9 protein-coding genes are annotated in these 11644 nt (G+C 67.8%); 3 read left to right on the forward strand and 6 right to left on the reverse strand.

Translation table 11 applies throughout. From position 1 onward, the window contains the following. Positions 1-124: 124 nt before the first annotated feature. The gene (locus ITJ66_RS13075) at positions 125-883 is read right to left on the reverse strand and encodes a DeoR/GlpR family DNA-binding transcription regulator (RefSeq protein ID WP_191942017.1); all 759 of its coding nucleotides are present in this window, start codon (positions 881-883) and stop codon (positions 125-127) included. Positions 884-1091: 208 nt separating this feature from the next. Here ITJ66_RS13075 and ITJ66_RS13080 point away from each other — a divergent pair, with 208 nt between their 5' ends. Further along, positions 1092-1883 (forward strand): SDR family NAD(P)-dependent oxidoreductase, encoded by a 792-nt coding sequence (locus tag ITJ66_RS13080; RefSeq protein ID WP_194644898.1) that lies wholly within the window; start codon positions 1092-1094, stop codon positions 1881-1883. Between the two features lie 52 nt (positions 1884-1935). On the opposite strand, the gene ITJ66_RS13085 is transcribed toward ITJ66_RS13080, so the two are convergent. The 3 genes from ITJ66_RS13085 to ITJ66_RS13095 form a co-directional block, all read right to left on the reverse strand. Beyond that, positions 1936-5139: a DEAD/DEAH box helicase gene (locus ITJ66_RS13085; RefSeq protein ID WP_194644899.1), complete on the reverse strand. Its 3204-nt coding sequence runs from the start codon at positions 5137-5139 to the stop codon at positions 1936-1938. Positions 5140-5249: 110 nt separating this feature from the next. Continuing rightward, positions 5250-6635, reverse strand: a complete 1386-nt coding sequence (locus ITJ66_RS13090) for an MFS transporter (RefSeq protein ID WP_194644900.1) — start codon at positions 6633-6635, stop codon at positions 5250-5252. 153 nt (positions 6636-6788) lie between these two features. After that, the gene (locus ITJ66_RS13095; protein WP_194645683.1) at positions 6789-7379 is read right to left on the reverse strand and encodes a TetR/AcrR family transcriptional regulator; all 591 of its coding nucleotides are present in this window, start codon (positions 7377-7379) and stop codon (positions 6789-6791) included. A gap of 148 nt (positions 7380-7527) precedes the next feature. On the opposite strand from ITJ66_RS13095, the gene ITJ66_RS13100 reads away from it, so the two are divergent. Continuing rightward, entirely contained in the window at positions 7528-8361 is an 834-nt protein-coding gene (locus tag ITJ66_RS13100; protein WP_194644901.1) for an alpha/beta fold hydrolase, read from the forward strand. A 155-nt stretch (positions 8362-8516) separates the two neighbouring features. Here ITJ66_RS13100 and rhaI read toward each other — a convergent pair whose 3' ends face one another. Both rhaI and ITJ66_RS13110 read right to left on the reverse strand, forming a co-directional pair. Next, the gene (gene rhaI / locus ITJ66_RS13105; protein ID WP_194644902.1) at positions 8517-9683 is read right to left on the reverse strand and encodes an L-rhamnose isomerase; all 1167 of its coding nucleotides are present in this window, start codon (positions 9681-9683) and stop codon (positions 8517-8519) included. A gap of 82 nt (positions 9684-9765) precedes the next feature. Continuing rightward, positions 9766-10125, reverse strand: a complete 360-nt coding sequence (locus ITJ66_RS13110; RefSeq protein WP_194644903.1) for an L-rhamnose mutarotase — start codon at positions 10123-10125, stop codon at positions 9766-9768. A 217-nt stretch (positions 10126-10342) separates the two neighbouring features. Between ITJ66_RS13110 and ITJ66_RS13115 the strand changes: the two genes are divergently transcribed. Then, positions 10343-11635 carry an MFS transporter gene (locus ITJ66_RS13115; protein WP_194644904.1) on the forward strand — a complete coding sequence of 431 codons (1293 nt, stop codon included), beginning with the start codon at positions 10343-10345 and terminating at the stop codon, positions 11633-11635. Positions 11636-11644: the final 9 nt, after the last annotated feature.

The following is an 11644-nucleotide window of genomic DNA, read 5'->3' on the forward strand; positions in this document are numbered from 1 at the left end:
GACAAGAAGTCACAGATGTTGCAATGGCGGATGTCCCGATCTCAGGAGAACCTCGGCGCGTTGCCGTCGGCCCGGAGCGACGCGCGCGGTGACTCCTGAGAACGGGGCGTGCGGGGCCGGGTGCTCAGAGGAGTTCGACGGCGTCGCGGTAGGCGTCGAGCGCGGGGTCGGCGGGGTCGAGTTCCGTGACGAGGAGGTCGACGTCCGCGAGGGCGAAGCCGACCGCCATCGCGCGCTGCCCCAGCTTCGAGGACGCGGCGACGAGGATCGTCTCGTCGGAGGCGCGGGCGAACGCCTGCTTGACCTGCGCTTCTTCGAGGGTGACCTCCGAGCTGCCGACGGTCGGGTCGATGGCGGCGGCCGACAGGAAGAAGCGCCGGTAGAGCACCGATGACGCCGCCTGGCAGGCGATGGGGCCGATGAAGCTGTCGGTGCGCGACTCGGCTTGGCCGCCGACGAGGATCGCGGTGACCTCGCGGTTCGCGCCGGCGAGGAGGAAGTTCGGGTAGGAGTTGGTCGCCACCGTGAGGGTCGACTCGCCGAGCAGTCGACTGATGCCACCGGCCGTGCTGGAGGCGTCGATCGCGATCGCGCCGTCCGTCGGGATGAGCGCCCGGAGCTTCTCGACGATGGCGCCCTTCTCGCGGACGCCCGTCGCAGACCGTTCGGTGAAGGTCCTCGGTCGCAGGGTCGGGATCGCCCCGCCCCGGACGCGCCGCACCAGGCCGAGCTGCTCCAGGTCGGCGAGGTCGCGTCGCACGGTCATCGAGGACACGTCGAGCTCCGCAGCCGCATCGTCGAGGCGGATGCTGCCGTCGCGTTCGAGGATCGCCGTCAGTCGGGTCCGTCGTTCCTCGGCGCCGAGCGTGCCGGTCGTGGCCATGCCGCCCCCTGTCCATCGGTGTCGGACGTGTCCGTTCGTGTCCGTCTCAACAGGATGTCACAGCGAGGGATGCCGAACGGTTCCCAATTCAGGAGCACTCCGGCGCGTCGCCGATATGACGCGGCGTGGCGTGCGCAACGCGCCGCAAGCGTCCTGAGTTACAGACGAGCGAAGATATATGAGCATCTGGAACTTCTAGACTGGCGCCATGGAAACCACACACGAACCAGTCCTCGCCGGTCGCACGGCGATCATCACCGGAGGCGCCCGCGGGCTCGGGCTCGCGATGGCCACGGCACTCGCCGAAGCCGGCGCCCAGGTCGCCCTCCTCGACCGTTTGGAGACGGTGGCCGACGCCGCGTCGGTCCTCGATGCACAGGTCTCGCCCGCGGTGATCGGGCTCCCGGTCGACGTCACCGATGAGGGATCCGTGAACGCCGCGCTCGACCACGTCGCGGATACCCTCGGGACGCCGGACATCCTCGTCAACAGCGCTGGGATGACGCACGGCGCCCGCGCGATCGACACCGAAGTGGCCGCTTGGGACAGACTCTTCCGGGTGAACGTCACCGGGACCTTCCTCGTGTCCCGGCAGTTCGCGCGACGCTTCGTCGCCGACCGTCGCGACGCGGGTCACCTCGCGAGCATCGTGAACGTGTCCTCGATGTCCGCCTTCGCCGTGAACGTGCCGCAGACGCAGGCCGCGTACAACGCCTCGAAGGCCGCCGTCTCCATGCTCACGAGCAGTCTCGCGATCGAGTGGTTGCCGCTGGGGATCCGGGTCAACGCCATCGCACCGGGCTACTTCGCGAGCGACATGACGCGTGACTTCGTCGCCGCCAACCCGGACATGGCCGAGGACTGGGTGTCGCGGATCCCGGCCGGCCGGATGGGTGAGCCGGACGAGCTCGGCGACCTCGTCGTCTACCTCGCCGGAGAGCGCTCCTCCTACGTCGTCGGGCAGAGCTTCCGGATCGACGGCGGGTACACCGTGGTGTGAGCTGACGACGCGGGCCGTTGCCTCGTCAACGCGGCCCGCGTCAGGTTTCCGTTCAGGGAGTCTCCGACCCCGGTGGTTTCGCGACCAGCGTCGTGAGCGTCGCAGTGGGCGGGATCGTCGCCATCAGGTTCGCGAGCTGACCGAAGTACTGGAGTCGCGACCACTCGGTTCTGTCACCGATGACGAACAGCCGCCGTTTCGCGCGACTGACCGCCACGTTGAAGAGGTTGGGTGTCTCGACGGCCCAATTGCGGGACCCAGACGTCCGCCCGCCGAGCACGATGATGACGACTGCGGCTTCCTTCCCCTGGGCCGTGTGTACCGTTCCGGCCTGCGTCCGCCGATCGACGCCGTGACGCCCCGCGACCCGCGCGATGGCAGCCGCAACCGTCCGGAACGGTGAGACGATCAGCAGGTCCGACATCGGCCAGCCGTTCACCCCGAGTGCCTGGAGGAGGCCGTCGAGTCGCTCCACCTCTGCTGGCGAGCAGTTCTCGTCCCAGCGGCTCGTGTGGACGTCCAGCCAAGCCGAGTCCATCACCGACGCACCAGACGGCAGCAGGCAGTCTGCGGACGGATCACCGCCGTGCATCATCAAGCCGCCGTAGACGGCATCGTTGATGACCGAGAACATCGGGTCGTTGCAGCGCCGATGCAGTCGCAGCGGTGATCCGACTGTGACCGGCTCTCCATCCGGAGGCCTGATCGTCGAGACGAACGTGGATGCCCGGTCGGCGAGGACTTGCGCCGGGTTGGACCGAGGCGACCAGGCGTCGCTGCAGGCGGTGAGCTCCCGAAGTCGCTCCTGGACTTCGGGCGGCAGCGTGAGCACTGGTTCGAGTTGCAGCGGATCACCGACCATCAGGCAGCGCCGTACCCGCCAGACGCCGGACAGCGCGTGCTGCGGGGCAGCCTGCCCGGCTTCGTCCACGATCAACCAGCCGAGACGTTCGGAACCGAGCGATGCCATCATGCGCGGAAATGATGCGAACGTGGTCGACATCACGGGGACCACCAGGAACAGCGCTTCCCACGCTGCTCGGATCATGGCGGGCGAAGCCTGCGATGGTGTGCGGTTCTGGAGGACATCGACCGCGGAGTACAGGTTGCTGCGAGTCTGGGAAGGGGTCGCGAACATGAACGCGCGATGCAGTTGAACGGCGCGCAGGAACAGCTCGGATCGGGCGGTGTTGTAGGCCCGATCATTCCACGGGGCCCGTGTCTCTCGGGCCTCGTCGGTGGCTTCGAACCAGTCCTCGGACGGGGCGCCGTCCGCCTGTGCGGCGATCGCTACGCTGTCGGCGGCGATCGTGAGCTCCAGGGTCTGGGCCTCACGCTGATGCGAGGACCGAGCCGCCCGGGTCGTCGCGTTCTCCGTCAGGGATCGTTCGAGCGACTGGGCCTGTCGGTCGGCCTCCTGTGCCAGCGCTTCGCAGCGCTCCGTGAGGCGCAACATGCCGTTCCGCCACGGTGTGGTGGCTCGTCCGAGCGTGCACACTGAGGCGAACCATGACGGCTTCGCCACCGCCAGGGCGGAGAGGGCATCGTGAGCGAGTGTCCGTTCCGCGGCCAGCGCCTCGGCGCTCCCGCGCAGCGCATCGATCTCCCGCTGTTGGGCTTCGTCGAGGAGCATGAGATCGGAAGCGCTGCGGCGCGCGGAGTCGAGCTCGGCGGTGAGCGCCGCCCTCCTCCCGAGTGCCTCGTGCGCCCGCTGCCGGTCTGCTCGGAGTCTGTGAACGTTGCGACGGGCCTCCTGGAACAGCCTCCGCGCCTCGTCCCACGGGAGCACCTCGTCCGGTGGCGACCCGAGCATCGCGATCACCCCTCGAACCTCGGCGGGATGGTCCGGCGACGCGCTGCGTCCGTATGCAAGCTTCTGGGCGAAGCGCGAACGGTTGCGCGAGTTACCGAGCTGGCCGGCGATCGCCGCCCAAGCCGTCGGGCTGGATCCGGGTCGTTCGTCCGAGTGCAACAGAAGAGAACCGATGTCGGCCAGTGGGTCGGGTGCGAATGAGCTGAACGCCGAGTCGAGCCACCTGGCGTCGGGGATCTCCAGACTCACGTTCTCGACGGCACCGTTGTTCGACGAGGCGACGATGATCTCGCGGCCCCGAATCGACTCGTGCAGTCGGTGCACCACGCGGAGCTTCTCGTCCCGGGCTCGCCATGAGAACTTCCCGACGAAGGCGTCTGCGGGGCGAGTGAAGGCGCTCAGGGCGGCCGCGCGATCCGTCACGAGTGCTGCGACCACGTCGCGGAGCAGCGTGGTCTTCCCGGTCCCCGGCGGTCCGTTCACCCCGAAGACCCCATCGTTGGCCGAGAGGTCGCGCAGGCTTTGGTTCACCGCCAGTTGTTGGGACAACGACAGTGCATCGTTGGGTGAACTCGGCCACCGGCCCTCCGGCATGATGCTCGGAGCAACGCCGTCGAACACTGCGCGCAGCTCGGCCCGGACATCGACCTGACGCGACGGCGGTCGTTCCCCGAGATACGAGGACCCGGCGGGATGATCGGCAGTGTCGGCGGCGATCATCCGGAGGTCGGTTGAGAAGAAGCTGTTGAGGTAATCCGTCTCGTCCGCCGGCCCAGGGGAGCCGGGAGCGGTCTGCCGCACTCGGACCTCCCGGCTGAGGATGCGGAGGCCCGGTTCTCCGCCGGCGAGCGTGAGCCTCGAGAGCGTGTGCTCGGGCATCGACTGAAACAGCAGCGCCTTTATTCGGCTCTTGTCGACCGGTTCGGTCTGGCCATCGCCCGCAGGTTCGCCGCCGATCGCCAGCCCTCCGGCGACGATCAGACGCGAGATCGCCGCTTTCCACGTGGCTTCGAAACCGTCGAACCCTGCCCACACATCGGCGATCTGATTCGTCAGGGCATAGCGGCCGGCAGCCCAAGCGCTTTGCGATGGCACCCAGCTGTCGGGCACGATCGAGCCGTCGTCCTGGATCCGCATGGTGAACATCGCGCTCTGGGCAGGTCTTGGGCGCTCTGGACTGCTATCCGGGGGCGGTGAGAGGACGGCCCAAGCCGAGGAGAGATCGAAGGTACCCGCGTACACCCGGTGCTCCCAGGCGAAGTGCTCGCGTGCGGCAGGCCATGACGGGTCGAGCCAGGGAAGTGGGGTGTCGTCGTTCATGTAGTCCGCCACGAACGGGCGGTCATCCCGACTCCGCGACACCGCTGGCATGGCCTGCGGCGTGAACGCCTCGAGGCTTTGCCAGAAATCGAGTGCGCTCGTCCTGGATGATCGGGTGTCCATGTGCAGCACGATACGTGGCGTGATGCGCAGCGCGGTGGAGGCGCCTCGCATCCGCCACCTGTCGTGTTCTCCGCGGAGCTCGCGCGAGCGGCCAGGACTGCCGCCTGAGGTCATTCTGCGGTCGTGTGCTCCACCCCGGGCCGGTCCGTCTCCGTGGTGGCGGTTCGCGTCGTCGTGCCTGAAACCGTCGGGATGCTCCGCGTCGTCTCCGCCTTCGCCAGGGCGTCCTGGTCGACCCGCATCAGGAACGTCACCGCGAACCCGACGAGGTAGGTGCAGGCGAGCGCGATGACGGTCGCCGTGGTGCCGAAGGACGTCCAGAGCAGGGTGACGAGTAGCGACCCGACGAACTGTGACAGTCCGGCCGACAGGTTGAGGAGTGCGACCGCGCCGCCGCGGTGGTTCGGCTCGAGCGCCGGCATGAGCGCCGACAGTGGGACATAGGCCGCGACCGCGAACCCGAACATGACGACGGCGATCCCCGTGAGCCAGGGGTTCGGCCCGACGACGAGCGGGATGAAGTAGAGCAGGAGCGTGGACGCGAACATGCCGAGGCTCCCGAACCAGCGGACGGTGCGGATCCAGCCGATGCGGTCGCCGAGGATGCCCCAGAGGAGGTTCGTGAACACCGTCACGATGTACACGAGCCCCCACAGCTGCAACCAGGTGCCCTGCTCGAAGCCGATGTCGCGGACGAAGACGATCGGCAGCATGACGATGAACCCGTAGAGCGAGATCTGGTTGATGACGCGCTGGAGCATGCCGTAGGCGAGCTGGACGTTCCGGAACGGGAGGGCGATCGTGGTCGCGAGGGTCTCGCCGAGGCCCCGGAGGGTGCGGGGCTCGGAGGTCTCCGGTCCCTTGCCGCGTACGAGGACGCCCGCGAGCACGCCGCCCACGGCGATGAAGGCGATCGCGCCCCACATCGTCTCGACGGCTCCGAACGCCGGGATGGTGAAGCTCGGCAGATACGACCCGAACACGCCGACGCCGACCGAGTACGAGCACCAGAACCAGCCCATCGCGGACGAGAGCTTGTCCTGCGGGGCGGCGTAGGAGATCCACACGACGAACCCGAAGACGAACAGCGGGTAGGCGACGGCGCGGATGGCGTACATCACCATCATCATCGCGAAGTCGTGCTGCATGATGCCGAAGTACACGAAGCCTGCATGGAAGACGATCCACCCCGCGGCGGCGGCGATCATGATGCGCCGCGGTCCGAAGTACTCGGCCAGCACCCCGGAGGCGAACGCGCCGATCGCGACGATCAGGCCGTAGACGGTGAAGAGCGAGCCCACCTGGTCGGTGCTGAAGCCCTCGCTCGTGACGAGGAAGTCCGAGAGGAACGCCTGCTCGAGCCCGTCGCCGGTCATGAAGAAGGCGATCGCGACGTATCCCCAGAGCAGCGGGCCGGACAGGCCGAGGAAGGCCTTCGGTGGTCGGGTGCCGGGGGATCCGATGCTGGGTGCGGGTGTTCCGATTGGTGAGGACATGCTCTCTCTCCATTGAGGTGGGACGCGTCGACGGCGCGTGGAACCCGGGGGAGTTCTGAGCAGAAAATATATCAGAGTGTGGCCTGACCACATCCGTTCGCCCCTTTCCGGGCGAGCGAGGTCCAGTTCGCCCACAGCTGGGCGAACGAATCCCTAGGAGGCGGCGTCGATGAGCGTCTCGGCGGCGCGACGAGCGTGCAGCGCGGCCTCGGGGGAGCCGGTGATGGCGGCGGTCGTCTGGGCGCCCTCGGCGAGGATCGCGAGCTGGGGGGCGAGCGATGCCGGAGCGCCGGCGTCGGCGACGAGGTCGGCGACGTAGTCCTGGAAGGACGCCTTGTGTTCGCGGGTGATGGTGGCGACCGCCGGCGAGACGCCCCCGAGTTCCCCGAAGGCGTTGATGAAGCCGCAGCCGCGGAACGAGTCGTCACTGAACCAGCCGGCCAGGTAGTCGTAGATCGCGAGGAGTCGGTCGCGGGGCGTCTCGGCGTCGTCCACGAGCGCGCTGACGCCGGTGGTCCAGAGCTCGTGTCGACGCTCCATGACCGCGAGGACGATGTCCTCCTTGCTCGGGAACTCCGAGTACAGGCGCTTCAGCGACACGCCGGCCGCCGAGCGCAGTTCGTCCATGCCGACGGACTGGATGCCCTTCGCGTAGTACAGGCGGTCGGCGGAGTCGACGATGATGTCGCGCACGGAGGCCGGTGTCGCGGGTGCGGCCGCCGGGCTCGGCGACGCGATCGTCATCGTCTGTTCGCTGGTCATTCCATCAGTGTACTTGCATTGAGAACGATCGTTCCCTATGCTGATGGACACCGAAGAGAACGATCGTTCTCAATTCGGGGCGTGGAACCGGGCGACGAGTCCGGACGCCGAAGACGAAAGGAATCGAACCATGTCGTTCATCACCGTCGGAACCGAGAACAGCACCTCCGTGGAGCTCTACGTCGAGGATCACGGCAGCGGCCAGCCCGTCGTCCTCATCCACGGCTACCCCCTCGACGGCTCCTCGTGGGAGAAGCAGACCGCGGCGCTCCTCGACGCCGGCTACCGCGTCATCACCTACGACCGCCGTGGTTTCGGCAAGTCCTCCAAGCCCACCGAGGGCTACGACTACGACACCTTCGCCGCCGACCTCAAGGCCGTCGTCGACGGGCTCGACCTCCACGACGCGGTCCTCGTCGGCTTCTCGATGGGCACCGGCGAGGTCGGCCGCTACCTCGGCACCTACGGCTCGGAGCGCGTCGCGAAGGCCGTCTTCCTCGGATCGCTCGAGCCCTACCTGCTGCAGACCGACGACAACCCGACGGGTGTCCCGCAGGACGTGTTCGACGGGCTCCTCGAGGCCGTCACCGACGACCGCTACGCGTTCTTCACGAGCTTCTTCGAGAACTTCTTCAACACGGACGAGAACCTCGGCTCGCGCCTGAGCGAGGAGGCGCTGCGGGCCAACACGCAGCTCGCCTACAACGCGTCGCCGTACGCCTCGGTCGCTGCGCAGCCGACCTGGCTGACCGACTTCCGCGCCGACGTCGCGAAGATCGACGTCCCGTCGCTCATCGTGCACGGCACCGGCGACCGCGTCCTGCCGATCGACTCCAGCGGCCGCGTGTTCGCCAAGGCGCTGCCCTCCGCCGAGTACGTCGAGATCGAGGGCGCGCCGCACGGCATGCTCTGGACCCACTACCGCGAGGTCAACGAGCAGCTGCTCGCCTTCCTCGCGAAGTAGTCGCCATTTCGACGGGCTCAGTGACTGATCTCCGGTCCCTGAGCCTGTCGAAGGGCGGGTTTGCTCGTGTGCACTTCGACAAGCTCAGTGACCGGGGCTGGCTCAGTGGCTGCTACCCCGGTCCCTGAGCCTGTCGAAGGGCTCGGCCTTCCCGCCTACGCGCCCCAGCTCGCCTGGGTCCCGCCGACGCGCTCCACGGCGATCTGCTGCTGGTAGCCCGAAGCCAGGTAGGCGCTGAACGGGTCGGCCGGCAGGCCGCGGCTCTCGCGCCAGGCGGCGAGCGGCCCGCGGACGTCGGTGTAGAACGCGTCCATGAGGATGCCGTTCGCGCCGAGGACGTCACCGGCCTCCTGTGCCGCGGTCAGTGCGTCGCGGTCGACGAGCAGTGCGCGCGCGGTCATCTCCTGCACGTTCAGCACCGAGCGGATCTGCCCGGGGATCTTGTCCTCCACGTTGTGGCACTGGTCGAGCATGAACGCGACCGGCGAGTCATCGTCGAGGCCGCCGCCGCGGACGACCTCGTAGAGGATCCGGAACAGCTGGAACGGGTCGGCTGCACCGACGATGAGGTCGTCGTCGGCGTAGAAGCGCGAGTTGAAGTCGAACGAGCCGAGCTTGCCGAGGCGCAGGAGCTGGGCGACGATGAACTCGATGTTGGTGCCCGGCGCGTGGTGGCCGGTGTCGAGGCAGACGAGGGCCTGGTCGCCGAGCTGGGCCACCTGGGCGTAGGACGTTCCCCAGTCGGGGACGTCGGTGTGATAGAAAGCGGGCTCGAAGAACTTGTACTCGAGCACGAGTCGCTGCTCCTCTCCGAGGCGGGCGTAGATCTGCTGGAGCGAGTCGGCCAAGCGGTCCTGCCGGCCGCGGATGTCCTGCTGGCCCGGGTAGTTACTGCCGTCGGCGAGCCAGATCTTGAGGTCCTGCGAGCCGGTCGCGTGCATGACGTCGATGCAGGCGAAGTGGTGGTCGATCGCCTTCTGACGGATCGCCGGGTTGCTGTGGGTCAGGCTGCCGAACTTGTAGTCCTCATCCTGGAAGGTGTTCGAGTTGATCGTGCCGAGCGCGACGCCGTGGTCCTCGGCGTAGGTGCGGAGGGCGCTGAAGTCGTCCACGAGGTCCCACGGGATGTGGAGTGCGACCTTCGGCGCGAGGGCCGTGAACTCGTGCACCTTGGCGGCGTCGGCGATCTTCTCCTCCGGCGTCCGCGGGGTGCCGGGCGTCGTGAACACCTTGAAGCGGGTGCCGGAGTTGCCGAACGCCCAGGAGGGGAGTTCGATGGCCTGCTTCTCGAGCAGCGGGGTGATGGTGTCGAAACTGGTCATGGTCACTTCTCTGTGCGTGTTCCGGTGGTCTGGGGCGCGCTCACGGCGCTGGTTGCAGCATACGTGAATCGTTTCAACGTCGCTACTCGTGGAGGGCGGCGAGCTGATCTTCGAGGTGGAACACCTCGGCGAGCTGGAGGAAGCCCTGGTCCGGCGGGAGGTCGAGATCGACGAAGAACTCACCCATCTCCGCCTGCCAGCGCGCGTTGACCTCGGTCTCGGCCATGCCGGCCTGGGCCGCCTCGAGCGATTCCGTCTCGAAGTACCCGATGAGGAGGCCGTCGTCGCGGACGAAGAGGGAGTAGTTGTGCCAGCCCGTGTCGGCGAGGGCCTGCAGCATGTCCGGCCAGACGGCGGCATGTCGGTCGCGGTACTCCGCGAGGCGTTCGGGTTTGACCTGGAGCTGGAAGCACACGCGGTGCAGGGGTCGGGCACTCGTCATCGAGGCGTACCTTTCGGTTCGGTTCACGGATACTCTGAATCGATTCAGAGGATCGCAAGCAGCGTATCCGGGCGATCGGCCGCGGGTCAACGGACCGACTGCCCGGATGTCTGAACGTCTGGACAGGGTGCATCGACCGTTCGACGGTCAGGGCGCGCCCGTCGTTCGCGCCGATCACCCCTGGACACCCCGGAGCGAAGTCCCTAGCGTGGATCGCATGGCTGCCGATGACGCGCCAACCGATGCACCCACGATCGACGGTTCCGACGGTTCGGAGGAGACGACCGTCGCCTCGGAGAGCCCGCGCTGGCGTCGCGACGTCGCGGTGTTCCTGTCCGGCCAGACGGTCTCGCTGTTCGGCTCGATGCTCGTGCAGTACGCGATCATGTGGCACCTCACGCTCGAGACGAAGTCCGGTGTCGTGCTCGCGTTCGCAGCCGTCGCGGGGTTCCTGCCGCAGGCGATCGTGTCGATCTTCGGCGGGGTGTGGGCCGACCGCATGAACCGCAAACTGCTCATCATCGCGGCCGACGGCTCGATCGCCATCACGACCCTCGCGCTCGCGATCTTCCTCATCAACGGCGCCGCCGACCTCTGGCTCATCTTCCTCACGCTCGCGATCCGCTCGGTCGGCGCGGGCATCCAGATGCCGGCGGTGTCGGCGCTCATCCCGCAGATCACGCCGACCGACAAGCTCATGCGGGTCAACGGCATCAACGGCTCCATCCAGTCGGCCATGATGCTCGTCGCCCCGGCCGCGGCCGGCGCGCTGTACGCGAGCGCGTCGCTCGTCGCGATCTTCTTCGTCGACGTCGTCACGGCCGCCATCGGGATCGGGCTGCTCCTGCTCGTGCCGGTGCGGACGCTCGTGCGGTCGGGCGAGCGCCCCGGCTACTTCGCCGACCTCACCGAGGGCGTGCGCTACGTCTGGCACCACGGCTTCGTGCGCTGGCTGCTCATCCTCTTCGCGATCGTGTTCCTGCTGGTCGTCGCGCCGTCCTACCTCACGCCGCTCATGATCGCCCGTACCTTCGGCGACGAGGTCTGGATGCTCACCGTGAACGAGCTCGCCTTCAGCGTCGGCATGGTCGGCGGCGGAGCGATCATCGCGATCTGGGGCGGCACCAGGAACCGCGTGCTCCTCATCGTCGGGTCCTCGGTGGTGTTCGGGGCGCTGTCCATCGGGCTCGGACTCTCGACCAACCTCTGGGTCTTCTTCGGCTTCATGTTCCTGCTCGGGATCGCGGTGCCGTTCTTCTCGACGACGTCCATGACCCTCCTGCAGGAGCGCGTCCAACCGGAGCGGCAGGGTCGCGTGTTCGGGTTCGTCGGCATCGTCATGGCGGTGTCGATGCCGCTCGGCATGATCGTGTTCGGGCCGCTCGCCGACGTCGTCTCCGTCGAGCTGCTCCTCGTCGTCGCCGGCGTGCTCACCTTCGTGGTGCTCGCCGTCGCCGTGCTCGTGCCGTCCGGTCGACGGGCGATGGCCGAGGTGACGAAGCAGTCGTGACCCGCTCCG

Source organism: Plantibacter sp. VKM Ac-2885 (genome assembly GCF_015351205.1).
In the GTDB taxonomy this organism is placed as follows: Bacteria; Actinomycetota; Actinomycetes; order Actinomycetales; family Microbacteriaceae; genus Plantibacter; species Plantibacter auratus.

Bases quoted from the DNA above. Each gene is read 5' to 3' on its own strand.
- ITJ66_RS13100 (WP_194644901.1), top strand. From the start codon at position 7,528: ATGTCGTTCATCACCGTCGGAACCGAGAACAGCACCTCCGTGGAGCTC.
- ITJ66_RS13090 (WP_194644900.1), bottom strand. From the start codon at position 6,635: ATGTCCTCACCAATCGGAACACCCGCACCCAGCATCGGATCCCCCGGC.
- ITJ66_RS13080 (WP_194644898.1), top strand. From the start codon at position 1,092: ATGGAAACCACACACGAACCAGTCCTCGCCGGTCGCACGGCGATCATC.
- ITJ66_RS13110 (WP_194644903.1), bottom strand. From the start codon at position 10,125: ATGACGAGTGCCCGACCCCTGCACCGCGTGTGCTTCCAGCTCCAGGTC.
- rhaI (WP_194644902.1), bottom strand. From the start codon at position 9,683: ATGACCAGTTTCGACACCATCACCCCGCTGCTCGAGAAGCAGGCCATC.
- ITJ66_RS13085 (WP_194644899.1), bottom strand. From the start codon at position 5,139: ATGGACACCCGATCATCCAGGACGAGCGCACTCGATTTCTGGCAAAGC.
- ITJ66_RS13095 (WP_194645683.1), bottom strand. From the start codon at position 7,379: ATGACGATCGCGTCGCCGAGCCCGGCGGCCGCACCCGCGACACCGGCC.
- ITJ66_RS13075 (WP_191942017.1), bottom strand. From the start codon at position 883: ATGGCCACGACCGGCACGCTCGGCGCCGAGGAACGACGGACCCGACTG.
- ITJ66_RS13115 (WP_194644904.1), top strand. From the start codon at position 10,343: ATGGCTGCCGATGACGCGCCAACCGATGCACCCACGATCGACGGTTCC.